21 protein-coding genes are annotated in these 25,588 nt (G+C 60.4%); 6 read left to right on the top strand and 15 right to left on the bottom strand.

Annotated elements, in window-relative coordinates; genetic code table 11:
* The first annotated feature begins 581 nt into the window (after nt 1-581).
* Genes ilvA through queF form a run of 3 tightly spaced genes read left to right on the top strand, consistent with a single transcriptional unit; the run spans nt 582 to nt 3,853 of the window.
* The gene (gene ilvA / locus AWB69_RS29260; RefSeq protein ID WP_062090324.1) at nt 582-2,105 is read left to right on the top strand and encodes a threonine ammonia-lyase, biosynthetic; all 1,524 of its coding nucleotides are present in this window, start codon (nt 582-584) and stop codon (nt 2,103-2,105) included.
* 15 nt (nt 2,106-2,120) lie between these two features.
* Nucleotides 2,121-3,026 (top strand): 5'-nucleotidase, encoded by a 906-nt coding sequence (locus AWB69_RS29265; protein WP_062090325.1) that lies wholly within the window; start codon nt 2,121-2,123, stop codon nt 3,024-3,026.
* Nucleotides 3,023-3,853: an NADPH-dependent 7-cyano-7-deazaguanine reductase QueF gene (gene queF, locus AWB69_RS29270; protein WP_062090326.1), complete on the top strand. Its 831-nt coding sequence runs from the start codon at nt 3,023-3,025 to the stop codon at nt 3,851-3,853. Before AWB69_RS29265 ends, queF begins: the two co-directional genes overlap by 4 nt.
* 56 nt (nt 3,854-3,909) lie before the next feature.
* Here the strand turns inward: queF and AWB69_RS29275 are convergent, their stop codons facing one another.
* The 3 genes from AWB69_RS29275 to AWB69_RS29285 are packed head-to-tail and all read right to left on the bottom strand — an operon-like array spanning nt 3,910 to nt 6,766.
* Nucleotides 3,910-4,296: a RidA family protein gene (locus AWB69_RS29275; protein ID WP_062090327.1), complete on the bottom strand. Its 387-nt coding sequence runs from the start codon at nt 4,294-4,296 to the stop codon at nt 3,910-3,912.
* Nucleotides 4,297-4,326: 30 nt separating this feature from the next.
* A complete protein-coding gene (locus tag AWB69_RS29280) occupies nt 4,327-5,808 on the bottom strand; it encodes an N-acyl-D-amino-acid deacylase family protein (RefSeq protein ID WP_062090328.1) in 1,482 nt (493 codons plus the stop codon).
* A gap of 49 nt (nt 5,809-5,857) precedes the next feature.
* A complete protein-coding gene (locus tag AWB69_RS29285; RefSeq protein ID WP_062090329.1) occupies nt 5,858-6,766 on the bottom strand; it encodes a MurR/RpiR family transcriptional regulator in 909 nt (302 codons plus the stop codon).
* A 148-nt stretch (nt 6,767-6,914) separates the two neighbouring features.
* On the opposite strand from AWB69_RS29285, the gene AWB69_RS29290 reads away from it, so the two are divergent.
* Complete coding sequence (locus tag AWB69_RS29290) at nt 6,915-8,189, top strand: amino acid deaminase (RefSeq protein WP_062090330.1); 1,275 nt, start codon at nt 6,915-6,917, stop codon at nt 8,187-8,189.
* On the opposite strand, the gene AWB69_RS29295 is transcribed toward AWB69_RS29290, so the two are convergent.
* Complete coding sequence (locus AWB69_RS29295) at nt 8,186-8,671, bottom strand: MarR family winged helix-turn-helix transcriptional regulator (RefSeq protein WP_062090364.1); 486 nt, start codon at nt 8,669-8,671, stop codon at nt 8,186-8,188. The genes AWB69_RS29290 and AWB69_RS29295 overlap by 4 nt on opposite strands.
* A gap of 110 nt (nt 8,672-8,781) precedes the next feature.
* Complete coding sequence (locus AWB69_RS29300) at nt 8,782-10,380, bottom strand: MDR family MFS transporter (RefSeq protein ID WP_062090365.1); 1,599 nt, start codon at nt 10,378-10,380, stop codon at nt 8,782-8,784.
* Between the two features lie 105 nt (nt 10,381-10,485).
* On the opposite strand from AWB69_RS29300, the gene AWB69_RS29305 reads away from it, so the two are divergent.
* Nucleotides 10,486-11,328: an EcsC family protein gene (locus tag AWB69_RS29305; protein WP_062090331.1), complete on the top strand. Its 843-nt coding sequence runs from the start codon at nt 10,486-10,488 to the stop codon at nt 11,326-11,328.
* A 12-nt stretch (nt 11,329-11,340) separates the two neighbouring features.
* On the opposite strand, the gene AWB69_RS29310 is transcribed toward AWB69_RS29305, so the two are convergent.
* The 3 genes from AWB69_RS29310 to AWB69_RS29320 form a co-directional block, all read right to left on the bottom strand.
* A complete protein-coding gene (locus tag AWB69_RS29310; RefSeq protein ID WP_062090332.1) occupies nt 11,341-12,276 on the bottom strand; it encodes an alpha/beta hydrolase in 936 nt (311 codons plus the stop codon).
* Nucleotides 12,277-12,361: 85 nt separating this feature from the next.
* Nucleotides 12,362-12,769, bottom strand: coding sequence for a CHRD domain-containing protein (locus AWB69_RS29315; protein WP_407923062.1), 408 nt, complete (start codon nt 12,767-12,769; stop codon nt 12,362-12,364).
* A gap of 276 nt (nt 12,770-13,045) precedes the next feature.
* The gene (locus tag AWB69_RS29320) at nt 13,046-14,179 is read right to left on the bottom strand and encodes a porin (protein ID WP_062090334.1); all 1,134 of its coding nucleotides are present in this window, start codon (nt 14,177-14,179) and stop codon (nt 13,046-13,048) included.
* A 475-nt stretch (nt 14,180-14,654) separates the two neighbouring features.
* Here AWB69_RS29320 and AWB69_RS29325 point away from each other — a divergent pair, with 475 nt between their 5' ends.
* Entirely contained in the window at nt 14,655-15,575 is a 921-nt protein-coding gene (locus tag AWB69_RS29325; protein WP_062090335.1) for a LysR family transcriptional regulator, read from the top strand.
* 176 nt (nt 15,576-15,751) lie between these two features.
* Here AWB69_RS29325 and AWB69_RS29330 read toward each other — a convergent pair whose 3' ends face one another.
* The 7 genes from AWB69_RS29330 to AWB69_RS29360 all read right to left on the bottom strand — a co-directional run bounded on the left by AWB69_RS29330 (nt 15,752) and on the right by AWB69_RS29360 (nt 25,390).
* The gene (locus tag AWB69_RS29330) at nt 15,752-19,519 is read right to left on the bottom strand and encodes an ATP-binding protein (RefSeq protein WP_082913642.1); all 3,768 of its coding nucleotides are present in this window, start codon (nt 19,517-19,519) and stop codon (nt 15,752-15,754) included.
* Between the two features lie 14 nt (nt 19,520-19,533).
* Nucleotides 19,534-20,292 (bottom strand): aquaporin, encoded by a 759-nt coding sequence (locus tag AWB69_RS29335; RefSeq protein ID WP_063977940.1) that lies wholly within the window; start codon nt 20,290-20,292, stop codon nt 19,534-19,536.
* Nucleotides 20,293-20,481: 189 nt separating this feature from the next.
* On the bottom strand, nt 20,482-21,126 hold the full coding sequence (locus AWB69_RS29340; protein WP_062090336.1) for a response regulator transcription factor: 645 nt from the start codon (nt 21,124-21,126) through the stop codon (nt 20,482-20,484).
* A 95-nt stretch (nt 21,127-21,221) separates the two neighbouring features.
* A complete protein-coding gene (locus AWB69_RS29345) occupies nt 21,222-21,899 on the bottom strand; it encodes a response regulator transcription factor (RefSeq protein ID WP_062090337.1) in 678 nt (225 codons plus the stop codon).
* A gap of 154 nt (nt 21,900-22,053) precedes the next feature.
* The gene (locus tag AWB69_RS29350) at nt 22,054-22,701 is read right to left on the bottom strand and encodes a response regulator transcription factor (protein WP_075644009.1); all 648 of its coding nucleotides are present in this window, start codon (nt 22,699-22,701) and stop codon (nt 22,054-22,056) included.
* 787 nt (nt 22,702-23,488) lie between these two features.
* A complete protein-coding gene (locus AWB69_RS29355; RefSeq protein ID WP_062090338.1) occupies nt 23,489-24,013 on the bottom strand; it encodes a single-stranded DNA-binding protein in 525 nt (174 codons plus the stop codon).
* 174 nt (nt 24,014-24,187) lie between these two features.
* Nucleotides 24,188-25,390 carry an MFS transporter gene (locus tag AWB69_RS29360; RefSeq protein ID WP_075644010.1) on the bottom strand — a complete coding sequence of 401 codons (1,203 nt, stop codon included), beginning with the start codon at nt 25,388-25,390 and terminating at the stop codon, nt 24,188-24,190.
* Between the last annotated feature and the right edge of the window lie 198 nt (nt 25,391-25,588).

Consider the following 25,588-nt stretch of genomic DNA (forward strand, 5'->3'; position numbering starts at 1 on the left):
GCGGGGAGGCGCAGATTTTCGAGTGATACTTTTTTGTGAAGGTGCTCGCCGGCAGGGGTTGGCAAGCGATGCAAAACCTTCGGAGGGTCCGGAATCAGCGCCACGATCGCTGATGACGCGCATGCCGTTCCGAAGCCGCGTGGATAGCGCAGCAGGGCGCGCAGCATTCGCGTGGAGCGCCGCGGGGAACATGCGTCAAAAAGCCGGTCCGGGACTGCCGTTGCATCTTCCGATCCTGTATCGAAAAGCGAATTCTAACCCATCGGGATGTTTGCCGTTCGCAGCCGGTAGCGGGTTGAAGGGCTTTGTGCATGCCAATTTTCGACGGATTTTTGGCTGTTTTTTCACCGGCGACGGGGTTTTTCGCGGGCGCCGGGCCGGAGCGCAGCGCTCGGGGTTGATGCCTTGTTGTCAACGGTTTCCGGCAAAGCGCTTGGGATTGACGTCGGGTTGCGGCTCCCAGGCTCTTGCGGGCGGAGTCAACGCCGTCAAGCCCGAAACCCGTGCCAGCGAGCCCCTGCGCTATTATTGACCCTTTCGCTCTCAAAAATGGCGCGCACAGCCGCGCGAACGGCTCCGGAATGACACACCCCGATTACCTCAAGAAAGTCCTGACCGCGCGCGTCTACGATGTCGCCCGCGAAAGCGAGCTCGAACCCGCGCGCAATTTGTCCGCGCGGCTGCACAACTCGGTCTACCTGAAGCGCGAAGACAACCAGCCGGTGTTCTCGTTCAAGATTCGCGGCGCGTACAACAAGATGGTGCAGCTTTCCGCTGACGTCCTCGCACGCGGCGTGATTACGGCATCGGCGGGCAATCATGCCCAGGGCGTCGCTTATTCCGCCACCCGGCTTGGCTGCAAGGCGGTGATCGTGGTGCCGGTCACCACACCGCAGGTCAAGATCGACGCCATGCGCGCATTCGGCGGCCCGACGGTGGAAATCGTCCAGCACGGCGAATCCTATAGCGACGCGTACGGCCACGCCGTGAAGCTCCAGGAGGAGCGCGGCCTGACTTTCGTCCATCCGTTCGATGACCCCGACGTGATCGCGGGCCAAGGCACCGTCGCGATGGAAATCCTGCGCCAGCATCAAGGCCCGATCCACGCAATCTTCGTCCCGATCGGCGGCGGCGGCCTCGCTGCGGGCGTCGCGGCTTACGTGAAGGCCGTGCGCCCGGAAATCCGGGTCATTGGCGTGCAAGCCGTCGATTCATGCGCGATGAAGCAATCCATTGCGGCAGGCGAGCGCGTCACGCTGGCCGAAGTCGGGCTGTTTGCCGATGGCACGGCGGTGAAACTGGTCGGCGAGGAAACCTTCCGGCTGTGCCGCGAGCTGCTCGACGAGGTCCTCACCGTCGACACCGACGCGCTCTGCGCCGCGATCAAGGACGTTTTCCAGGACACGCGCAGCGTGCTGGAACCGTCGGGAGCGCTGGCGGTTGCGGGTGCGAAGCTGTATGCCGAGCGCGAGGGGCTGGAAGCGAAGACGCTGGTCGCCGTGACGTCCGGCGCGAATATGAACTTCGACCGGATGCGTTTTGTCGCCGAACGGGCCGAAGTGGGCGAAGCGCGGGAAGCCGTGTTCGCGGTGACCATTCCGGAAGAACGCGGCAGTTTCAAACGGTTTTGCGAGCTGGTCGGCACGCGTAGCGTGACCGAGTTCAACTACCGGATCGCGGATGCCAAAGCCGCGCATATCTTCGTTGGCGTGCAGATCAAGACGCGCGGCGAAGCGGTGCAGATGGCGAATGCGTTTATAGAACACGGGTTTGCCACGGTCGATCTCAGTCACGACGAGCTTTCGAAGCAACATATCCGCTACATGGTCGGCGGCCGTTCGCCGCTGGCGCAGGACGAACGCCTGCTGCGTTTCGAGTTTCCGGAGCGCCCGGGCGCGCTGATGAAATTCCTTTCGTCGATGGCGCCGAACTGGAATATCAGCCTGTTCCATTACCGGAACCAGGGCGCGGATACGAGTTCGATCCTGGTCGGCATCCAGGTGCCGGCGTCGGAGAACGTCGAGTTCGAGCAGTTCCTCGCCACATTGGGTTATCAGTGGTGGGACGAAGGCGCGAATCCCGTCTACAAGCTGTTCCTGGCCTGACGAGCGGACGAGCGCATGGCCTTCACGCTGGACGACAAGCTGGTGGTCGCGATTTCATCGCGGGCGCTGTTTGACTTCGAAGAAGAGAACGAAGTCTATGAAGCCGGCGATTCGCGTGAATACGAGGAGCTGCAGCGCTCCCGGCTTCATGTTCCGGCTAAACCCGGTATCGCGTTCTCGCTGATCGAGAAACTGCTCGCGTTGAACGTGGACGGCGAGCGGCGCGTGGAGGTGGTGATCCTGTCGCGCAGCGATCCCATCAGCGGCCTGCGCACATTTAGTTCGTGCAAGGAACACGGCTTGTCGATTGAGCGTGGCGTGTTCACGCGCGGTAGATCGCCGTTTGGGTATCTGGAGCCGTTCCGGGCGTCGTTGTTCCTGTCCGCGAATTCCGCCGATGTCCGCGGCGCCCTCGCGGCCGGGTTTCCCGCGGCGACAGTCGTGCCGCGAGCGCCGCTTGCCGCAAGCCGGTATCCTGACGAAATTCGAATCGCTTTCGACGGCGATGCCGTGCTTTTCTCCGACGAAGCCGAGCAAGTGTTCCAGGCGCAGGGTTTGCCGGCGTTTGTGGAACATGAAGTGGGCAAGAAGGAATTGCCGTTGATGAACGGCCCGTTGAAACCGCTGCTGGAAGCGCTTCACAAGCTACAAAAACTCAGCCATGAGACAACGCGGATGCGCATTCGCACCGCGCTGGTCACGGCGCGATCAGCGCCTGCGCACGAGCGCGCAATCCGGACGTTGATGGCCTGGAACATCGAAATCGACGAAGCGATGTTCCTCGGTGGATTGGACAAAGGCCCGTTCCTGGGCAAGTTCGAGCCCGACTTCTTCTTCGACGACCAAATTGGCCATTGCGAATCGGCCCGCGTCGTGACTGCGACGGGGCATGTTCCGAGTGGCATATCGAACGCATCATGAATACGCCCGAACACTCTCCCCTTGGCAAGCCGGTCCAGTACAGCGAACGTTACGATCCGGCGCTGCTCTTTCCCATCGCGCGGGCTGCTGGCCGCGAGGCTATCGGCGTGCCGGCGCAGTTGCCGTTTTTCGGCACCGATATCTGGAATGCCTACGAGCTTTCATGGCTGAACAAAAAAGGCAAACCGCAGATCGCGGTGGCAACGTTCATCGTGCCGGCGGAGTCGCCGAATATCGTCGAGTCGAAGTCATTCAAGCTGTATCTCGGGTCTTTCTCGCAGACGGCGTTTGATTCTGTCGACGACGTTCGGGCTGCGATTCGCAAGGATGTTTCCGCTGTTTGCGGTGCGAATGTTTCTGTGCAGCTTGTCGCGCCTTATGAGTTTGCGGTGAAGCTCAAGATGGAGGAGTTCGAAGGGTTGTCGCTGGATCGGCTGGATCTGGACGCTGATGTTTATTCGCCGGATCCATCGTTATTGCGCGCCTCTTTTGATGAATCGCCAGTCGATGAAACGCTATTTTCGAATCTGTTGAAGTCCAATTGCCCGGTGACCGGGCAACCGGATTGGGGCAGCGTGCAAATTCGCTATGTCGGTACGCCGATCGATCACGCCGGTTTGCTGCGATATATCATTTCTTATCGCGAACATACGGGGTTCCACGAGCAATGTGTCGAGCGGATTTTCATGGATGTCATGCGGGAATGTAAGCCACAACGGCTGGCCGTTTACGCGCGATATACGCGACGCGGCGGATTGGATATCAACCCGTTTCGGACGAACTTCAATCTGCCATTGCCGGATAACGCGCGATTGGCGCGGCAGTAAAAGCTCTTCACGCGGGTGGTCCGACAATACCACCCGTGCGAACAACGCCAACGCGCTTAAGCGCCGGCCTTCTTATAAGCCACGCAATCCACTTCAACCTTGCAATCAATCACCATCGATGAAACCACGCAAGCGCGTGCCGGTGGATGCTCGCCGAAGTATTCCTTGAACACCTTGTTAAACGAAGCAAAGTCGCGCGGATCGTCGAGCCAGACGCCGCATCGAACGACATGCTCCGCGCCATATCCGGCTTCTTTTAAAATCGCGAAAACGTTCTGAATCGCCTTATGCGATTGAGCCACGATCCCGCCCTCGATCACTTCGCCATTTTCCATCGGCGTCTGGCCAGAGACATAAAGCCAGCCATCCGCTTCCACCGCCCGGGAAAACGGCATCACTGCACCGCCTTGCCCCTTTCCACCTTCCACGCCATATCGCTTCATTTCAAAACTCTCCAAGCAAAAAAACCAAAATCAAAAATGCCCGAGCGCGTCGAGTCTGGAACCCTCGCCACGCGCCACAAAATGCCCGGCCCTTAACCCCGTCACGGCGCCGTCGAGATACGACAGCACGCCATTCACCCAAACCGCATCAATACCATCCGCCGTCTGCCGAGGCTCGGCGAACGTGGCGGTATCGATGACCTTGTCGGCATCGAAGAGCACCAGGTCCGCGTGATAACCCACCTGCACCTGACCGCGCTCCGACAACCCAAACCGTCGCGCCGATAACCCCGTCATCTTGCGCACCGCTTCCTCGAGCGGCACCAGCGACGTATCGCGCGCGTAATGCCCCAAGACCCGCGGAAACGCGCCCCACAATCGCGGATGCGGCAGCGGATCATTCGGCAAGCCGTCGGAACCGACCATCGTCGCCGGATGCGACAAGATCCGCCGCACGTCGTCTTCCGACATGTTGTGATAAACCGCGCCCGCCGGCCGCAGGCGCTTGCCCGCCTCCTGCTGCGTCACGCCCCACTCCGCTGCAATCGCGGAAATCAACTTCCCCGCCATCTCCGGATGCGACTCCGACCACGTGATCGTGATCTCGATATCGCCGGTCACCTGCTTCAAATCAAGCGTCGATGAACTCCGGTTGTACGGATAACAATCGCACCCAACCGGCTGCCCGTCCCGCACCTTTTCGAGCGACTTCAAGACCTCCGTGCTGCGCCCCCAGTTCGATGGCCCCGCGCATTTCAAATGCGAGATCACAACGGGAACACGCGCATGCTTGCCGACCTGATACGCCTCGTCCATTGCATCGAGAATCGCGTCGAATTCGGTGCGCATGTGCGTGGTGTACAACGCGCCTGCGTGGGCCAAAGGCTCCGCCAACGCCATCACTTCTTCCGGCGGCGCACTGAATGCCGAACCGTAAGCGAGACCGCTGCTCAACCCGAGCGCACCATGCGCCAGCGCTTCTTCCAACTGCGCGCGCATGCCGTCGATTTCCTCCGATGACGCCCCGCGATCCAGCCGGTCCATATGGTTGTTCCGCAACGCCGTGTGCCCGATCAACGCCCCCACATTCACGGCCGGCCGGGCATGATTCACCGCATCGACATAGGCGGCAAAGGTCGGATACTGAAAGTCATCGAACGCGCCGAGCAGGTTCATCGGGTCGGGCGGCTCGCCCTTCAGCGTCACCGGCGACGCGCTGATGCCGCAATTGCCGACAATCACCGTCGTCACGCCCTGCGATATCTTCGGCAACATCTGCGGCGAACGAATGACGTGCGTGTCGTCGTGCGTATGGACATCGATAAAACCCGGCGCCAGCACCCGGCCCTCTGCCTCCACAACGTTGTCCGCCGTCCAGTTGCCCAGCTCGCCGATCGCGACAATCCGGCCATCCTTCACGGCCACATCGCGCTGAACCGCCGGCGCGCCCGTTCCGTCGATCAGCCGTGCGCCTTTGATCAGCGTATCGACGTGTTCTCCATCCGATGCCATGCTCTATCTCCTCGATCCTGAAAATTCGCGCGTTTGCCCGGAAGCCCAATCAATCGCCCAACGGCTGACGCTCGTCCACACCGCCGCCGCGATAAGCATCCAGCGCGTGTTTCATGCGCCGCAAAAGCTCGCGGCTCGTCTCGCCCTGCTTCACAGCAAGTTCGGTCACAAGCAGGTCGAGCGCCATCAACATGGCGTAGCGGGACGTCGACGGCTTGTAAATAAAATCGGTTTCGTTCGCGATGATCGGAATCAGCCAGTCGGCCAGTTGCGCGAGCGGCGACGCGGGCGCAGTCAGCGCAATCACGCGCGCGCCATACTCCCGGGCGATTCGGCAGCTTTCGACCATCTCCGGCGTCTGCCCCGTCACCGATAACGCCACCACCACGTGCTCGCGCGAGAGCGTCGCGGCGACCATCCGCTGCAGCAAACCGTCCTGATACGAAGCGACCGGCCGCCCCAGCCGCACGAGGCGGAAACGCGTTTCATCGGCTAGAGCGGTCGAGCCACCGCCCATGCCGAACACGTAGATCATCTGTGCATCGGCAAGCGCGGCGGCGGCCGCCGCAATTGGCGCTGCGCGCAACGCGCCGCGATTGTGGGTGAGCGTGGTCTGGATATCGTCGAAAATACGGGCGGCGAGCGAATCGGCGGGATCGTCCGCACCGGTTTCGTCGTACGAACCGCGCAGGAAGCGCTGGCCGACCGCCGCCGCCTGGGCCAGCCGCAATTTGAGCTCGCGCACGTCCTGGCATCCCACCGCCTTCGCAAAACGCGTCACGGTCGCAATGCTGACCTCGGCTTTTTTTGCGAGCGCACCGATGCTGGCGCGCGAAGCACCGGTCAAATCGTCGAGAATAAGCGCCGCGACCTTCCGTTCCGCCGAGCGCAATTCGGGTGCACGCTCGGCGATCCGGGCGACGATATCGAAAGCAGGCGGTTCGGACGAAACGTTCATTGAGATCCTTTGACCCAAGCGTGGTACTAAATAACAATGTCTTGCGCATCGTACTTTCTGTACCATTATCGCGTCAATCTCGATATTGAATCGAACACAGCCGTACAAGCCCCTGACTCTATACAAACGAACGATGGAGTAGCAGCACATGAAAGTTACAAACTATCAAAGCGCGACAATCGACCCTTTTGGCAAGGGTCTGGGCATGGTGCCGGGCGTAAGCGTCCACCTGGCGGATGCCGCGCGCCTTGACTGGAACCTGCTGGACGAGGACGTAAGCCTGCCTGCCGCCGTGCTGTACGCGGACCGGATCGAGCACAACCTGAAGTGGATGCAGGCCTTCGTGGCCGAATACGGCGTCAAGCTCGCGCCGCACGGCAAGACGACCATGGCGCCGCAATTGTTTCGCCGCCAGCTTGAGACCGGCGCGTGGGGCATTACGCTGGCCACCGCGCATCAGGTGCGGGCGGCTTATCGGGGCGGTGTGTATCGCGTGCTGATGGCGAATCAGCTGGTCGGCAAACGCAATATGGGCATGATCGCGGAGTTGCTGACCGACCCGGGTTTCGAGTTCCATTGCCTCGTGGATTCGGCAGACAACGTCGATCAGCTCGGCGCGTTTTTCAGCGACGTGAACAAGCAGGTGAACGTGCTGCTAGAGCTGGGCGTGGCGGGCGGCCGCACCGGTATTCGCGACGACGCGCAGCGCGACGCGGTGCTGGCAGCCATCGCTCGCTGGCCCAATGCCGTGAAGCTCACCGGCGTCGAGCTGTATGAGGGCGTGCTGCAGGACGAATCGAAGGTACGGGCGTTTCTACAGAACGCGGTGGACGTGACGCGAGCGCTGGTCGCCGAGGGCAAGATCGCACGCAAGCCGGCGATCCTCTCGGGCGCGGGATCGGCGTGGTACGACGTTGTTGCCGACGAATTCGCGAAAGCGAATAGCGATGCAATCGAAGTGATCCTGCGCCCGGGCTGTTATCTGACGCACGACGTGGGCGTGTACAAGAAAGCGCAGAACGAGATTTTCGCCCGCAACCCGATCGCGAAGAAAATGGGCGAAGGGTTGAAACCGGCGCTGCAATTGTGGGCCTATGTGCAGTCGATTCCGGAGCCGGATCGCGTGATCATCGGCCTCGGAAAACGCGATGCCGCCTTCGACGCCGGCATGCCCGAACCCGCTCGCCACTTCCGTCCTGGTACGCAATGGCCGCGTGACATCAAGACCGATGAAGGCTGGGAAATCTTCGGCATGATGGACCAGCACGCGTACTTGCGGATCAAGCCGGGCGACGACATCAAGGTCGGCGACATGATCGCGTTCGACATCTCGCACCCCTGCCTCACGTTCGACAAATGGCGCCAGATTCTGGTCGTCGATACAAAATATCGCGTGAAGGAAGTGATCGAAACGTCGTTCTAGGCTTCGTCAGGAAGAGCGGCACTGTCCGTGCCGCTCACCTCGGCCGTTGTTCCAGCGGCAACTTCCTGAATCCGTTGCTCCAGCGCGCGCAACGCGTCGGAAAGCGCCGTGACGGCATCATCCGGAAGCGTCGATAGAGTCTCGTGAAGGAACTCGTTGCGGCGCGGCATGCCGGCTTCGGTCACGGCGCGACCCGCATCCGTGAGAATCACGTTCGATACCCGGTTATCACGCTGGTCGACACTGCGCGCAATCCAGCCCAGCGCCTCCAGCGTCTTCAACTGCCGCGTAAGCGCGCCCGGGTCCACGCGCAGCCGCTCAACCAACCGCTTCTGCGACAACTCGCCCGCGTGATCGTGCAGCGCGAGCAGGATGCGCCAGCGCGGCATTGGATGGCCGACCTGCGATTCGAACGCCTGCATGAACGCACGATAAGTGCGCCCGAACTGCTGTATGAAGGCGATACGTTCCGTTTCGTCCATGCTGATTGGTTCCCGGCTGACTACTTTGATGCTGGTTGCTTCAGTGGTGCGCGTTTGCGCGTCGTCCGTGCCCGTGGCGCTCTGCACGTGCTTGCTTTCTGATATCGAGCTCATTCAGCCACTATCGCCGGTTCGATTTTCGCGCCTTTCAAACGCACCGGCGGTACGCGACGCGCTTGCCACACTGACAGCACAGCGACAAGCGCCGCCACCGCCAGACCAATGTGAATTGCCGCAACCAACGACTCGCGTGCCGATTCAAGCAGCATTGCGCCGTTATGGCCGGCAGTCGCGAGTTGCGACAGCAGCGTGGCCTGCGCGTCATGATTGATCAGGATCTGCGGATCGCTCAGGTCGCTGAACCAGTGGCCGGCATTGTCTTTATCGAGTGAAAGCTGCACGCCGCTTGCGTACAGATGAGTGATCAGCGTGCCGGTCAGGGCCGTGCCTATCATCCCGCCAATCATGCGCAGCGACTGCAGCAGCGCCGTCGCAATCCCCAGATGCTCGCGCCCGGCCGTCAGTTGCGCGAACACGGTCAGGTTCGGCATGACAAAACCCAGCCCCATTCCGCCCAGCACCATGAACATCATCAGCAGCGGACGCGGCATGGAGCGGGTGGCGATCACCACGCCGAGACACGCCACCGCGAGCAGCGCAAAACCAATGAACAGCATGGCATTGGGATTCTTCACGCGCGTCACGATCCGGCCGTTCACGATACTGCCGATCGTAATGAACACGACCAACGGCGTAATCATCAGGCCAGCGTCTTTCGGCGACATCCCAAAACCGCCTTGAAACAGCAAAGGCGCGTAGAACAGCAGCGAGAACATGGTGAAACCGCCGAGAATCGCCAGCGTAAACAGCGCGGACAGGCTCTTGTTGCGGAACATATCGACGGGAAGAATGGCGTAATCGCAACGCCGTTCCCACTTCCAGAGCGCGTAGCTGGACGCAACGCTCGCGACCAGCAGCATCAACGACTCCGCCGACAGCCCGTGCTTCGGCAACATTTCGACAAACAATTGCAGCGAACCCAGTGCAATCGCGATCAGGCCCGCGCCTTGCCAGTCCAGACGCATCTTGCCTTCATGCTTGACATGCCGAAGATGCGGCAGGAAACGCCAGACGAAAAACACCGACAGCAGGCCGACGGGCAGATTCACGTAGAACACGGAGCGCCAGCCGTAGTATTGGGTCAGAATCCCGCCAAGTGATGGGCCAACCGCGTTCGCAATACCGAACGCCGAACTCATCATGACCTGCCAGCGAAGGCGCACGACTGAGTCCGGAAAGAGATCGGGGATGCAGGCAAACGCGGTGCCCACCAGCATGCCGCCGCCAATGCCCTGAAGGCCGCGCGCGAGCACGAGGAACAGCATGTTGTTGGCGAGGCCGCAAAGCGCGGATGCGACCGTGAACACGACAATGGACGCGATCACGAACGGTTTGCGCCCGTAATAGTCGCCGAGCCGGCCGAAAATAGGCACGGTGATGACCGATGTAAGCAAGTAGGACGTGGCGACCCAGGCGTAAAGATCGAACCCTCTGAGTTCGGCGACGATGGTAGGCAGCGCCGTGCCGACCACGGTTTGATCGAGCGCGACCAGCATGGTCACGAAGCAGATGCCCAACATCGCCATTAGCGATTCGCGAAACGGGAGCACTTGTCCCGCTGAGTGGTGGGCGGCAGTATGAACGGCCATTTTTTGATACCGCAATGATTGACTTGTCAACAGAATATGAATCATAGCACGGTGAAAGGCTCTAATCCAAGGCCAGACGCCTTCTCAACCTTTTAGAAATTCGCCATGGAACCGACGCCAATCGCCGCTTCGCCCCTCTCGCAGGAAGATCTCGCCTCCCTGCGCCGCGCCAAGGAAGCACTGGAAAGCCCGTCGCTCACGATGAAACTTGCGAGCCTGGTGGGCTCGCCCATCGAAAAGATGATGTCGAAAATGCCGAACGTTGCGCAGGAAAAAATCGACGAAGCGACTCAGGCCGCGCTAAAGAAATGCCTGCGGCTCGCGCTGCGTACGCTGAGTAAAAGCACGATTGACGGCGTGGTGCTGCCGCCGGAAAAACCGCACAACCTGATGCACAAACTGGCCGTAGCGACGACGGGCGCGGCAGGCGGCGCATTTGGGTTGTTCGCGTTGCCGATCGAATTGCCGGTCACCACCACGCTGATGTTTCGCTCGATCTGCGACATTGCGCGCAGCGAAGGTGAAGACGTGCATCTGATCGACACCCAGTTGCAATGCCTGATGGTGCTCGGCATGGGCGGCCCGAGTTCGAGCGACGACAGCGCGGATATTGGCTATTTCATCGTGCGTGGAACGCTGGCGCAGTCGGTATCGAAGGCAACAAGCGAACTTGCCGCGAAGGGCTTGAGCGGACACGGTTCGACCGCATTGCTCAAGTTTTTGCAGACCGTGGCGTCGCGGTTCTCGGTGCAGGTGAGCGAACAAGTCGCCGCCAAGTCGATTCCCGCAATCGGTGCGGTGCTTGGCGCCATGATCAACACGGTATTCATCGATCACTTCCAGCAAACGGCGCACGGACATTTCACGGTGCGCCGGCTGGAGCGCCAATATGGCCAACTGGCCGTCGAGCGCGCTTTCCAGACCATCGATATAACGAGCGGGAAGTGATGCTGTGGTCGTCTAGGAGGTTTCCGCGGCCCGCAGCGCCGTCACCCGGCGCACGAACCCCGCGGCCTGCTCCAGCGCGCGGTTCGCCTCCGGCACGAACGGCGCGAACATCTGAAAAACGTGCGGCATCTTCGGCCAGATGTTGAGCTCGACGCGCACGCCCGCCGCCCGGGCTTTCTCTGCCACGCGTGTGGAATCGTCGAGGAGCACTTCGGTATCGCCTATCTGGATAAACAGCGGCGGCAATCCTTCGAACCGCCCATATAACGGCGATACGTACGGATGACGTACGTCGGTTTCTCCCGCGTATAACTTCCCGGCCGGTGCAAACGCGCTGCCGTGGAACATGGGATCGTGGCCCTCGTTGGTCGTGATCGACGCGCCGGTCACCGCCAGATCCGTCCACGGCGAAAGCGTGACAGCGCCGGCGGGGAGCGGATCACCGGCGTCGCGCAAAGCGAGCAGCGTGGCCAGCACGAGTCCGCCACCGGCCGAATCTCCTGCTATCACCAGGCGCTCGGGTAACACGCCATCAGCGAGAAGTGTTCTGTACGCCGCCAGCGCGTCGTACAGCGCCGCCGGAAACGGATGCTCGGGTGCGAGCCGGTAGTCGAGGGAAAAGGTTCGCGCGCCTGAGCGCCGGGCGAGCGGGAAAACGATCCCGCGGTGAGTCGCGGGCGAGCAGAAGTAGTACCCGCCTCCATGCAGATAGAGGATGGTGATGCCGGAAGGTTGCTCCGGCGTCAGCCACTCTCCGCGCAGGGGCGCATCGTGCGAGCCGTACTGCTCAACGAGATGCCAGCCAGCGGGTACCTTCGGCGACCACACGCGTTTGGACGCCATCGCGCGTGCGCGTGCGACATCTGCGGCGTCTATTCCCGGTTTCGCCGTCTCAGGACGCGTCCAGCGCCGTAAAACCCAGCACGCGAGCGCACTTTGCCAACTCATCGCAGCTCCTCATTGGGGGACCCGTCGATCATAAGATCCCTTGGCAAGCCGCGTGTCACAAAACTGCCCGGTCAGCCGAGCGGCCTCAGTTTGCCGGCATGACTTGTCCGCGGATCTCTCCGGTCGGGTTCTTCTCCGTGTGGATATTGAAATAGTACTGGCCGGCCAACAGGTCCGTGGACTGTTGCTCGGAAAGCGTAGCCCGTCCGGTGATAGGACTGGGCAGCGCATCCTTGTCGATAGCAACCTGCACCTTCGCGTTCTGGCCCACGGGCGCGGGGCCGTGGAAGTGGGCCATGGTCGCCGGGCCCGACAAATCGGCGTACGTCACGGTCCACTGCAGCATCTTGGTCGTGGTGTCGAAGGTGGCTTTCAGCAGCCCATGTCCCTTGCTCACACGAGGCGGCACTTCACTCGATGGCTGCAGATTCGCTTGCAACGCGACGGTATCGGCGAACGCCACGCTCGACGCCAATGATGTTACGGACGACATCAACACCACACTCAAACTCAACACGCTGTTACGCAGACTGAATCTCGTGAACATGTTTGCACTCTCCCGGTCACCGACGGATGGACGAGTCATCTGCTTTCCGCCGCGAAGGACGAGAGTAATAAGCGCAGGCTCATCGACGCGCCATGGTAGTGCATTTTTCGTCTCAAGCCTGCGCGCATGAACCCCGAGTCGATGCGCGACCGGAAATGCGAAAAGGCGCCTCGCGGCGCCTTTTCACTACTACTTTCGTTACTACGTCAGACTTTCAGCAATTTAGAAGCGGTGACGCAGACCGGTTGATACCACTACCTGGTTGCCATGGGCTGAGACGTTATTCGTGCCATAGACTTGCGCTTCAGCACCTTGCTTGGCGAGTTGCACCACGCCTTCAGCATAGATGTCCGTGCGCTTGGACAAAGCGTAGTCCGTCTGCAGGCCGAACTGATGGTACTTCATGTGGTCGTTGCTATTCCGCCCCGCGGTGTAACCCTTCACGTCCGTGTAGGTATAGGCGGCGCCAAGTGACAATGCCGGCGTCAATGCATAACGGCCATTCAGCTCATAGTTGTTGAAACGCGCCGTGGAATCGCCCATCACGAACTGGAAGCGGCTTTGCGTCCATGCACCGCCAACCGTCACCGGACCGATCGCATAGTTCGCGCCAACGCCGTATGTACGTTGCGTCTGCACTGCCGCCATTGTATTGGTCGCCAGGACGCCAGTGTCCGTCACAGCACCGGATGTGATGTTGGTGTTCGGATTTTGCAGTTGCAGGTAAGCTGCCGCGATCTTGAACGGACCGTTAGCGTATTGTGCGCCGGCGCTGTAAGCACGGTTGTTACCGAATCCACCTGCCTGGTTCGAGAAGCCATACAGGCCGCCGAACGTGAAGCCCGAGTAGTTCGCGCTTTGGTACTTGACCGAGTTGTTGACGCGGAACGAATTGTCCGTGTTGTCGTTGTCGAACGGATGCGAGAAGTACGTACCGCCCCAGCTGCCGTTAGCCGTCATCGGGGCGAGATAGTCGACCACTGAGTCATACTGGCGACCTAACGTGACCGTGCCGAATTGAGCCGTCGAGATCCCGGCGAATGCCTGACGACCGAACTGACGGCCATTTTGACCCGCCTGGCCATTGACCACGCTGAAACCGTTTTCCAACGTGAAGATTGCCTTCATGCCGCCACCGAGGTCTTCCGCGCCCCTCAGGCCCCAACGGCTGCCGCTGAGGTTGCCGCTCGTCATGCGGAATGCTGCAGCACTGCCCTTGGCGGTGTTCGAGGCGACTTCATTGTTCACGTACGTGAAACCGGCATCGACAATGCCGTACAGCGTAACGCTGCTCTGCGCATTTGCGGCGGTCGCAAAAGAAGCGGCTACGGCCGCGACGATCAGAGTCTTTTTCATGTGTGATCCCTTTAATGAGTCTGACGACTCGACTGGTTGCATAACGCGACGCCTTTCTGCGTGACACCAAGGCGGCTCGTCTCCGGAATTCACCGGACACCGTGAATCGGCTGAGCAAAGTTTAGGGCGTGGGCTTTTCGGCAAACCATCCAGGTGAGCACAAAAACCTTTTCGAATAACTCGAAAAATGCAGTCTCAACACATGTAAACGCATGACTCGTCAGGCTTTGACGTTATCTTGATTTAATATCCGGATACCTAATTAGTTGCGCTCGTTGCAGAGTTGCGACAGTAGCAACCGCGCGACAGAAAAGAGCCTTAGCCGGTTTTCGTCCTATTCCTATGTCTTCGCAAACTCCGTCGCTATAGCATCGCGCGTGCGAGTGGGCAGGAGAAGCGGAGCGCGGCCACTTGCGTCCTTCCTGCCCCCGAAGTTTTACATGTGCGGGACCTATCTCTTGGTATCGGTCAGTCAATGAATCATCTGCAAGCCATGCGCGTTTTCGTGAAGGTCGCCGAAACCGGGTCGTTCGGACGGGCGGCGGCCGCACTCGATTTATCGAACGCTGTCATCACGCGTTACGTCGCGCTGCTCGAGGTGCACCTCAATACGCGTCTGCTCAACCGCACGACGCGCAGCGTGTCGCTCACCGAAGCCGGCGCGTCTTACGCCGAAGGCTGCCGAGCGGTCATAGAACAGGTCGAGGCGATTGAATCGACTGTGTCGCAAACGTCGTTCGATCCCTCCGGCACGCTGAAGCTCGTGGCATCTGCGTCGTTTTCACTGTTCGGACTCACCCCGCTGTTGTGCGAGTACCGCGAGGCGTTTCCCAGTGTGAAGTTGCGTCTCACGCTACTGCATCGGCCGGTGGATCTGGTGGATGAAGGTTTCGATGTCGGGATTGTCGTACCGCGCATGGTGAACAGCGGCACATTGATCAACCGGCCCTTGTTCAAGGTGACGCCGGTGATTGTGGCCGCCCCGGATTACCTCGCGAAACGCGGCGTACCGCTACGGCCCGCGGATCTTGCCGCTCACGCGTTCCTGTCACCGTCCGCAGACATACACGGGTCCACGTGGTCGTTCACGGGCGCGACCGGTGAGAACGAAGATATCGTCATCGATCCGGATTACACGGTCAATAACTCGCAGATGTTGCAACAAGCCGCGTTATCCGGCATGGGTGTCACGGCACTGCCGGAAAGCCATGTCGCCGGCGACATTGAACGCGGTGCGCTCGTGCGCCTGCTGACGGACTACGCGGTCAGTAACGCCGACAAGGAGGTGTCGCTGGTGTATCCCGGACGCCGCCACGTCTCCGCGAAAACGCGTTCGTTTGTTGATTTTGCGCTTGCGCATTTCAGGAAGGATTCGGCGGTGAGTGCGTTGTTTTAACGGGCATCAAAACAGAACACGCGACGAACAAACGAGCCGATCCAACGTGTGTTGGCATCGGCCTGTTCTGTTTGCAAGGCCCGGCTGAAGCGTCTGTGTTGAATTCTCGTGCGTTTATCCGGCCGGAACGGGAACTGGCATTGCAGCACAGGATCCGTTCCCAGCGCCCAAAACCATCATGTCATTGCTGAACATTGCGCTTCAATGCGCTCGAGCAGCACCTCGCAACGCGCGATCAACGCGGCACCGTCGTCGCGCCATACCGCATCCGGCTTATTGAGGAGGTCGCGCCGGAATGCATCGAGCGCGACCTGCAACGGCCGATACTGCAATACGCTGGCGGCCCCGATCACCCGATGGTGCCACTCGCGCAATTGCGCCACGGTGCCGCTGTCCAGCAACGACCTGAGCGTATCCAGATCGTCACGGAACGACGACACGAACGCGTCGAGCAACGCCTTGACCGTGGTCTCGCTGCCCCACAGTTGCGTCATATAGCCTAGGTCCACTTCGTCGGTTTGCACGTCCGCGGTGACCACGTCCAGCTTCTCGACAACATCAGGCTCCGGCGTGGCCGTCACGCTCTCCATTACACGCCATCGATTCAAATGATCTCGCAGCGTAGCTAGCCGCGTAGGCTTGACGAAGCAGTCGTCCATGCCGGCGTCGCGGCACATGGACAGCTCCTCCGGCGCGGTGCTGGCGGTAATGCCCAATATAGGCAATCTCTTCGACAACCCCAGTTCGCTCGCACGCACGCGCCGCGCCAGCTCATAACCGGTCATGTTCGGCATGTGGCAATCGGTAATGAGAAAACCGTACTGCGTCTGCTTCAGTGCCGCGAGCGCTTCCACGCCGTCCTGCACGACGTCGCAGGCAAAACCGAGCAGCGCCAGTTGATGGCGGATCAGTTCCTGGTTCACCGGATGATCCTCGGCGACGAGCACAAGCCGCCCGGTGCGCAGCGCCCGTTCGCGATCGGGCGGCTCGATGTTCGTATCGATACCGCGAGTCGCTCGCGAGACAATCTGCGGCAACCCCGTCAACGCGGCCACGCACGCCGCGCCCAGGCCGCGCCAGGAGATCGGATTGACACTGACGCGAATGTCGTCGTCAAGAATGCGATACCCCGTCGGCTTCGGTTTCTCCGTGACGTGAATCACGCGTGTCTTGAGCGGCAGCACTTCCGGGTGGGTGTCGCCAAGAAACACGAGATCGATGCCATTGAAGGTGTGCGGATCACGCAGCGCAGCGTCGTCGCGCGAGCGGATGGTCAGCTTGAGGCCGAGCGCCTGGCCGTAGTCAACAAGCGCCCGCGCCACCCGCTGATCGTCGATCGCGATAATCCCGCTCTTTCCCCGCAAGCCGTCGATCTGGTAATTCGCTGTTTCGACCGGCATATCGAGCCGCACGCTCATTCGCGTGCCAACGCCCACCTGACTTTGCAGCTCCAGCGTCCCACCCATCAGCTCGACCAGCTTGTGACAGATCGTCAACCCGAGACCGGTGCCGCCGAAGCGGCGCGTAGTGGACGATTCCGCCTGCACGAACGGCTCGAACAGGCTCGCCTGCGCGTCCGCCGCGATCCCGATTCCCGTGTCCTCCACGCTCAGCTCCACGGTCTGCACGCCCCGCGCGCTACGAACCAGATTCACCGCTAGCGCGACCTCGCCTTTCATCGTGAACTTGATGGCATTGCTAAGCAGATTGAACAGCACTTGCCGCAGCCGCACGCTGTCCCCACGCACGCTCGCGGCAACATCAGGCGAAACATCCACCCGCACCCGCAAGCCTTTTTCATGCGCGCGTCCGGCGAGCAAACCAACGGCGTTATCGACGAGTTCGCGCAGGTCGATCGGCATCGATTCAATGGTGAGGCGCCCTGCCTCGATCTTCGAGTAGTCGAGCAGATCGTCAAGGATCTGCAGCAGAGCGCTTGCCGAATCCTGGATCATGCCGAGCATCTGCGACTGGTCAGGATTGAGCGGCGTGTTTTCGAAAACCTCCACGAGCCCGAGCACGCCGTTCATTGGCGTGCGGATTTCGTGGCTCATCATCGCGAGAAAATCATCCTTGGCGCGGGAGGCCGCTTCCGCCGCATCGCGCGCCGCGGCGAGTTCGTCGGCCCGCGCGCGCTCCACGCTGGCGTCGACCCAGTAACCGTTCCAGACCACGGCGCCGTCCGCCTCGCGATGTGCAACGAGATCGGCACGAATCCAGCGGCGGCCTTCGTCAGCGATCGAGCGGAACTCCGTATGAACCGGCTTGAGCGTGATCGCCGAGCGTTCGATCGCGTCGCGCACGCTACGTTTGTCGTCAGCATGTATCAGCGATAAACCTGCGACCTGGTCGTCGCTGAGCGTCGCGAGATCGGCGCCGAACAAATGGCGCGTGTCGCCGCCTACATAGGGGAAGCTATAGGTGCCGTCCTTCGCTCGCCTTAGTTGGAACACAACGGCCGGCAGCGAGCGTGTGACATCGTGCAGGCGGCGTTCGTTTTCACGCGCCCGCATTTCGGCGGCGCGAATGTCCGTGATGTCGATCATCGTGCCGACAACCCCGGCCATCCCGCCGTTCGCAGCCGCAAAAGCCCCGGTCCAAAACAGCCCGTGACGCAATACACCGTCACGATCGTGAAACGCAATTTCGATCTGCTTTCGCTGCCCGTTTGCGATGCTCGTGCCCACGAGATCATGCAGGCGCTTGCTGTTATCGGGACCCCAGGCTTGCACCTCGATCGTCGTGCGTCCAATGATGTCCTCGCGCCGCATGCCGAGCATCTTTTCGAACGCACGATTCACCGCAAGATAGCGGTTCTCCCGATCCTTCACGATCAGCGGGTACGGAATGACTTCCATCATGGTCTGCTGGAAGCTCAATTGCGTAGCAAGGCGCTGCTCGATTTCCACTCGCTTCGCCATCTCGCGCTGGAGCAGGACGAACGCGCGCAGTGTGATAGCCAGCACCACGCCAATGGCGATCAACGCGGGCAACAGCCGCATGGCGGTGACGCTCCAGACACCCGGCGGCGGCCCGTCGAACTCGGCCTGGCGTGCGGCCAGGACGCGCTCTTTGTCGGCGGCCGGCATGGCGCGCAACGCGCGGTCGATCAGCGGCGCGAGCCGGCTGAACTCCGGACGCAACGCAAGACTCATGTGCTCGAAATCGTCGGCCGGCCCGATGACCTTCAGGTCGTCTTCATGACGCGCGGCGAGCGCAATATCCACGGCGACGAGATCTTCGATCAGCACATCCGCCTCGCCTTTGGAAACCAGGTCAAGCGCGGCGTTCAGGGTCGGCGCCTCAAGAACCGGCGCGTCTGGATACAGATCACCGAGCCTCCCACTGGCCGCCAGACGGGACGTCGTGGTAAAGCGCCGGGTAGTCGGGTCCGCGATACCCGTCATTGCGCCCGGCCACCCGACGAGCACCAGCTGATAATTCGCCATCGGCCCGGTCGTGACGCCACCGGCACGACGCGCCGTCTCACGGTCGGTGGTGGCAATTATGTCGACCTGGCCGTGAGCGAAAGAGTCCGACACATCCGAACGATCCTCGTACACGCGGCGTTTGAAATCGATATGGAGCGCCTTCGACAGATACGTTGTGTACGCCATCGCGATCCCACTCGGCACGCCGAAGGCATTCAGGTACGTGAACGGTGGCCAGTAGGCATCGAAACCCAGGGTTAAAGACGGCAGCGAGCGCAAATACGCACGCTCGTCCGCGCTCAAAACCAGCGCCGGCTCATGACCATCGCCTGGGGACGGGGGCTCCGACTGCGAAATCGGGTATTCGTCATGACTCGATGTCGAATAGTCCTGAAACGATTGTTTCACGCGTTCAATGCGCAACGGATCGGCTGAAACGCTCGACGCCGCCCAGATGAGGATGAACAGCGTCAACCAACGAACAAGACGGAGAATGGGAGAAGAGGAGGGCATGACGGGCGCGCTCGTTACAACGACTGTTTGTCGAAAGCGCCGTCGATACCGCCCGCATGCATTGAATGCTCGCTCCGATTGGAGACGCGACGTTGCAGGATGGGGTGGAAGAGACCCGCCAGCACGCCGCCCGCAAGCGGCGCGGCCCAGAACAGCCAGAGCTGATCGAGCGCCCAGCCGCCTACGACAAGCGCGGTAGCGGTCGAACGAGCCGGATTCATTGACGCGCTCGTCACCGGAACGGCGAGCAAGGAGCACAGCGTCAGCGACAGTCCGATCAGCACCGGGCCGCTGGTGCGCGCGTACCTGCTGGAAGCGACCTTGAGATTCACGAGGACGAACACGAACGTCATGAACGCCTCTACGAACAACGCTGTGTGCCACTCATATCCAGCCGGCGAATAAGCTCCGTAACCATTGGCGCCGAACGCGATGAGCGCGGGGGAGCCGCTTGAAGACCCACTAGCAACGATATACAAGACCCACGCGCCAGCGCTCGCGCCTCCAACCTGAGCGGTAATGGCGGGTACCAGGTCCCGCACGGGAAAACGGTTGGCGATAGCGAAACCAACGGTGATCGCGGGATTGAAATGCGTGCAGGAAACCGAACGTAGAAGGTAGACGAGCGTGGCCGCTGCAAGACCGAACGCCACTGCCTGGAAGACGATCCCCAAGGCGGGCGAAAAACGACTACCCGCGAGCACGGTGGCGCCGCAGCCAAGGAAGACGAGCGAAAAGCTGCCCACGCACTCGCCTATCAGTTTCTTGAACATGCCGTCACCCCGTCTGGAATTTGCCCTCGGCCGACGTACGCCCGGTCGCACGAAAAAGCTCGGCGGGGTCACGACGCTGGCGAAGTAAAGCGTTCAAGTCTGGAGCGAAAGGCGCACCTAATTAATCAGAGCATTCCTAAACATTTCTGAGAAACGATGAGTTCTTTTTCTTGGAAGTGGGCACAGACTTTATGCGAGACCGATCTGTCTCAAATAGTCGAGCAGTTCAAGTTCACTTCTCAGCCCGAGCTTGCGCATCGCGTTGCGCCTTTGCATACCGATGGTTTTCACGCTACGTTCCAGACGTTGCGCGATACTCATGAGCGACAAGCCGCTCGCGTACAACTGGAACACTTCCCATTCGCGGGCGCTCAATACACCGGCGCGACCGTTGGCATGAGCGAGTTCGTTCCCTAACAGGGTGCCCGCGTGCTTTGAGACGAAACGTACGCCGTTCATCACTTCGATAACTGCCTGGCTCAGCGCCTCCATGCAATCGCGCTTGTCAATCAGGCCGTCCACACCCAGTTCCAGCAATCCCGTCAGCATCTGCGGCTGCGCGATCATCGTCACAATGATCACGCGCGGCCGTTCAACCTGCCTTAGAAAGCGCCGGAGAAACGCTATGGCGTTGTTCTCCCCGTCGATGCCACGCATGCCTATGTCTGATATCACGACGTCGCATGGAAAGCGGTCAGTTCGATCTGCGAGCGACTCGGTATCGACGGCAGTAGCCACCACGTTTACTCGTGGGTCCCGCTCAAGCCAGATGCGGATCCCCTCCCGTACGACCGTATGGTCGTCCGCCACGATAATCCGGATTTTCGAATCCATTTTTTTATCCGCCTGTTACGTGATGGCTCACGTGTCTCCTGAGCCTGATGGATACAAACTCGCACTTGTATCCCGACGGCCTTTGATGCCGTTGACTAAGCCCCTAGCCGTTGTGCCTGGACCAGGCCGCTGTCGAAGGCAAACCGGTAAAGCTCGGCATCCGTCGATAGCTTGAGCTTGCGCATGGCAGCGCATTTTTGTGCGCTGATGGTCTTGACGCTGCGGCCCAGTTCGCGCGCGATTTCAGTGACGTTGCCGCCTCGCGCATAGCGGGCGATGACGTCGAGTTCGCGGCGCGTGAGTTTCTGTCGAATCTCATCCACGCGATTGGCGGAGGTCGCGTCTGCGAGCAGTGCACGCACTGACGGTCCGAGATAATCCTCGTTTGCCAGCACCGTGACGATCGCCACATAGATCAGTTCGAGCCGGTCCTGCTTGCTGACCACCGCGTTGGCGCCGGCGTCGAGCGCACGCGCGATCAGGTCGGCGTCGGTTGTCATCGATAAAACGACGATGGCCGCCTGCGGATGATGTTCCACGATGTATTTGATCAGGTCGATGCCATCGCCATACCCGCCGCCCGGCATATAAAAATCCATGATGACGACATCGCACGGCTGCTCTTCGAGCGCTTCGACCAGCCCGGTTGAATCCTGCGCGCGACACACAATTTCTATGTTTTGCACATTGGCGATCAGGCGCTCGATGGCAAGAACAACTAATGGATGATCGTCCGCTACCGCCAATCTGATTCGTTGAGTGAACGCAATCATTTACTAACCTCTTCTAACCTGAAATTCGCCCAGGTGATGCGTCCGCTCGCGGCGGGTTTCAATTTGCCAGTGCTTGCCCAGCCCGCTGAAGGATCGTTGATCCGGGCCGTCATCGACATAAGATGCGTCCGAAAGCATTTCGCAATGTGTGTCATCACGTCAGTCCATGCGCGCGCGCGAATGCGAATAATCCCGGATCGTTCTGCACCCCGAGCTTGCTCATGGCGTCACGTTTCTGACGGCTGATCGTGCGGACGTCGCGCTTCATGAAGCGCGCGATCTCGGTGATCGACAATCCGCTCGCGAACATGCGCACGACTTCGATCTCCCGGGGTGAAAGCCGCGGGCCATCTCCGAGCGCGTCGGTTTCAGCACCGGCCACGGCCAGCGCCGACACAATCGAGGTGCTCAGGTAACGACGTCCAACGCCCGCAAACTTCACCGCGGCCGCAAGTTCGTCCATGGACTCGACCTTGTTGAGCAAGCTCATTGCGCCGGCGGCCAGAATTGAACGGAGGATTGCGACATTGCTCATGCTCGTGAGCACGACAATGCTGATGGCCGGCCAGTCCCGGCGCAAACGTTTGATCAGCCGCAAGCCGTCTTCCGCCTGCAAGCCTTGCTCGGGCATCGCAAAGTCGGTCACGAGCACGTCGCACGGCGTGTACGCCAGCAGCCTCAGCAGCTCCGCGGCGCTCGCAGCCTCGGCTACGACTTCCAGGTTCTCATCCATGCTGAACGTCGCTCGAATGCCGAGCAAAACGAACGGATGATCGTCTGCCAGAACGATTCGCAGTTTCAATGCTGCCTCTCAGTTTTTTTGTTTGCACTTCAGGTTGAATCCGCGCCAACTGGCAACGATCAATTGAGTAATACGCCGTTGCACATAAGAACACGGCGATAGACCGCTCCATATAGGATCACTCTCAATGTTCCTGCCGCGCTGCGTGTTACTTCCAAGACTCGTCTTATTGCAGCTCGGGCCGGAGCGCTCTTTTGCGTGGCTTGCGTGCCTGCAATGCACGGCTTATGGCCTGCAGGCTGTATCGCGCAATTCAACGTGGGTCAGAGTAGTTTTCAACTGCCGGACGATTCAATACGAATTGTCCTATTCCGCTTGATTCAGAAACGTTTATTCAATTCGTTTCGAAATCGGCAATCTCCAGCCCCACCAGGGGACGGCAATATGTACCGACTTAACGGGGAGGACAGACGTTGAGATTTCTGGAAATTCGTCATGGAATGACAAAACAAGAGGTCTGGTCGCCTTTAGCTGAGGGACGAAGAGGCCACCAGCCGTTTCCCTTCGAAAATACCGGCCAAATCCGGAAATGATCGAAGACACGCCTGCCCGTCACATCGGGCGTTTTTTCTTGGTTTTATGTTTTTCGGCGGGTGCGCGCTGGAACGACGTTAAGTGGCGCAATTGCAACGCCTATCGGCCCGGTCCCGGTAGTCGAACCACGCCATCCCCTGCAAATTGAGCAGAGGCGGCAGCGGCGAGCTAATCGCCTCCGCGAGGTGCGCACATGCAAAAAGCCCGCACGAGGCGGGCTTTTTGCGTTAAACAAAAACTGCGTGGGCGCCAATCAGAACGGAATGTCGTCGTCCATTTCGTCGAAGCCGCCACCCGCCGGCGCGCTCGGACGGCTTGCGCCGCCGGCGTTGCCGCCCGCAGGACGTCCGCCCGCAGCAGCGCCGCGGCTCGCTCCGCCACCGCTGCTGCGCTCGGCCGGGGCACGGCTGTAGCCTTCATCGCCACCACCACCGCCCGCACCGCTGCGTCCGCCCAGCATCTGCATCTGCTCAGCAACGATCTCCGTCGCATACTTTTCCACGCCAGCCTGGTCGGTGTACTTGCGCGTACGGATCCGGCCCTCGATATACACCGACGAGCCCTTCTTCAGGTACTCGTTAACGATTTCGGCCAGCCGGCCGAAAAACGACACGCGATGCCATTCCGTCAGCTCCTTCATCTCGCCGGACGTTTTGTCCTTGAAGCGATCGGTGGTGGCAAGACGGATGTTGGCCACGGCGTCGCCGCTCGGCAGATAGCGGGTTTCCGGATCGGCTCCCAGATTTCCGACGAGAATGACTTTATTGACGGATGCCATGATTTCTCCTGTTGATTCAATTCAATGTGATCTGATGCGGTGCGCTCGCAACGCGACACGCGGTGGTAGTCAACCTGTCCAGCAAGAGCTGCAAAATCCGCAAACCTCATGCACCACGCTGCGGCAAGATTTCGCCAGCACGGCGAAATGCACTCACCTGGAAACTAAAACCGCTTAAACCGTGCGCCGGACCTTCTGCGGCGGCGGCTTCATGTTCGCCGCCACGATCAGCCATGCAAAAACCAACCCTGAGCACGCGAAAAATACAGCGCTTTGCCCGTCTACTTTCAACAGCCAGCCGCCGATCACCCCGCCAATGGCAAGGCCGATTGACTGCGTTGTGTTGTAGACGCCTGCCGCCGCACCCTTTCTCGTGCCAGGCGCGAGTTTGGAGACAAGCGACGGCTGTGACGCTTCCAGCACGTTGAAACCGAGGAAGTACACGAACAAAACCGCGGCCACTGACCACAGGGTATGCGGAGCGGCGCCGAGTAACAACTGGCCAATCAGGATAAGACCTATGGCGCTGACCATCACGGCCTTCATTTTCCCGCGTTTCTCGGCGGCAATAATGGCCGGCACCATCATGACAAACGCAAGGCCCATCACAGGTAAATAGACTTTCCAATGGGCTGCGACCGGCAAGCCGCCCGCTTCCAGGATGCGCGGCACGACGAGAAACAGCGCGGTTTGCGTAGCGTGCAAAACGAGCACGCCGAAGTTCAGGCGCAGCAATTCCACGTTGTGCAGCACTTCGGCAAACGGCGCTTTCACGTGCACAGGCGGCATGGGTGCGTCCGGGACGACCCAGATCACCACGCCGACGGCGAGTATCGATAAAAAGCCGATCAGCGTGAACAGTCCGCTCATGCCCACCCACTCGAACACAATTGGCGCGCCGACAATGGCCACCGCGAACGAGACGCCGATGCTCGCGCCCACCATGGCCATGGCTTTCGTGCGGTTTTCTTCCGTAGTCAGGTCGGCGATAAACGCGATCACCGCCGACGATACCGCCCCCATGCCCTGGATCACACGTCCGACGATAATCCACGTCATGGAATGGCCGACCGCCGCCACGAAGCTGCCAATGGCGAACACGACCAGGCCGAACGCGATGACCGGCTTGCGTCCGAGCTTGTCGGACACCCAGCCATAAAAGATGTACAGCAGGGATTGCGTCACGCCATAAGCGCCGAGCGCTATGCCGACGAGCAGCACGTTGTCGCCGCCGGGAATGGTTTTCGCGTAGATGGAAAACACCGGCATGATCATGAAGAGACCGAGCATGCGCAACGCGAAGATTGCGGCAAGCGACACGGTCGCACGCAACTCTGGCGCGCTCAAACGTGTGGACGTAGCAGACGGATTGGACATCGGGACGAAGTAATGTGGAAACGCGTCTGGCCGTGCGCGCGGACGCGGAACTCAAGCACGGCCGCCTTGTGGTTGCCCGGAACGGCACTATATGAGACGGGTGGCTGAAGCGCCTGGACCCGCCTTGCGTCCGGATCTGCCCTGCGTCCGGACGGCTCGCAAAAGTCCTTCGAATGTCGCCCGGACGCGGCATGAATA

It is taken from the genome of Caballeronia udeis, from assembly GCF_001544555.2.
GTDB lineage: Bacteria > Pseudomonadota > Gammaproteobacteria > Burkholderiales > Burkholderiaceae > Caballeronia > Caballeronia udeis.

What these genes read in the sequence shown, in the direction of transcription:
- ilvA (WP_062090324.1), top strand. Translation starts at nt 582, where the DNA reads ATGACACACCCCGATTACCTCAAGAAAGTCCTGACCGCGCGCGTCTAC.
- AWB69_RS29265 (WP_062090325.1), top strand. Translation starts at nt 2,121, where the DNA reads ATGGCCTTCACGCTGGACGACAAGCTGGTGGTCGCGATTTCATCGCGG.
- queF (WP_062090326.1), top strand. Translation starts at nt 3,023, where the DNA reads ATGAATACGCCCGAACACTCTCCCCTTGGCAAGCCGGTCCAGTACAGC.
- AWB69_RS29275 (WP_062090327.1), bottom strand. Translation starts at nt 4,296, where the DNA reads ATGAAGCGATATGGCGTGGAAGGTGGAAAGGGGCAAGGCGGTGCAGTG.
- AWB69_RS29280 (WP_062090328.1), bottom strand. Translation starts at nt 5,808, where the DNA reads ATGGCATCGGATGGAGAACACGTCGATACGCTGATCAAAGGCGCACGG.
- AWB69_RS29285 (WP_062090329.1), bottom strand. Translation starts at nt 6,766, where the DNA reads ATGAACGTTTCGTCCGAACCGCCTGCTTTCGATATCGTCGCCCGGATC.
- AWB69_RS29290 (WP_062090330.1), top strand. Translation starts at nt 6,915, where the DNA reads ATGAAAGTTACAAACTATCAAAGCGCGACAATCGACCCTTTTGGCAAG.
- AWB69_RS29295 (WP_062090364.1), bottom strand. Translation starts at nt 8,671, where the DNA reads ATGGACGAAACGGAACGTATCGCCTTCATACAGCAGTTCGGGCGCACT.
- AWB69_RS29300 (WP_062090365.1), bottom strand. Translation starts at nt 10,380, where the DNA reads ATGGCCGTTCATACTGCCGCCCACCACTCAGCGGGACAAGTGCTCCCG.
- AWB69_RS29305 (WP_062090331.1), top strand. Translation starts at nt 10,486, where the DNA reads ATGGAACCGACGCCAATCGCCGCTTCGCCCCTCTCGCAGGAAGATCTC.
- AWB69_RS29310 (WP_062090332.1), bottom strand. Translation starts at nt 12,276, where the DNA reads ATGAGTTGGCAAAGTGCGCTCGCGTGCTGGGTTTTACGGCGCTGGACG.
- AWB69_RS29315 (WP_407923062.1), bottom strand. Translation starts at nt 12,769, where the DNA reads ATGTCGTCCGTAACATCATTGGCGTCGAGCGTGGCGTTCGCCGATACC.
- AWB69_RS29320 (WP_062090334.1), bottom strand. Translation starts at nt 14,179, where the DNA reads ATGAAAAAGACTCTGATCGTCGCGGCCGTAGCCGCTTCTTTTGCGACC.
- AWB69_RS29325 (WP_062090335.1), top strand. Translation starts at nt 14,655, where the DNA reads ATGAATCATCTGCAAGCCATGCGCGTTTTCGTGAAGGTCGCCGAAACC.
- AWB69_RS29330 (WP_082913642.1), bottom strand. Translation starts at nt 19,519, where the DNA reads ATGCCCTCCTCTTCTCCCATTCTCCGTCTTGTTCGTTGGTTGACGCTG.
- AWB69_RS29335 (WP_063977940.1), bottom strand. Translation starts at nt 20,292, where the DNA reads ATGTTCAAGAAACTGATAGGCGAGTGCGTGGGCAGCTTTTCGCTCGTC.
- AWB69_RS29340 (WP_062090336.1), bottom strand. Translation starts at nt 21,126, where the DNA reads ATGGATTCGAAAATCCGGATTATCGTGGCGGACGACCATACGGTCGTA.
- AWB69_RS29345 (WP_062090337.1), bottom strand. Translation starts at nt 21,899, where the DNA reads ATGATTGCGTTCACTCAACGAATCAGATTGGCGGTAGCGGACGATCAT.
- AWB69_RS29355 (WP_062090338.1), bottom strand. Translation starts at nt 24,013, where the DNA reads ATGGCATCCGTCAATAAAGTCATTCTCGTCGGAAATCTGGGAGCCGAT.
- AWB69_RS29360 (WP_075644010.1), bottom strand. Translation starts at nt 25,390, where the DNA reads ATGTCCAATCCGTCTGCTACGTCCACACGTTTGAGCGCGCCAGAGTTG.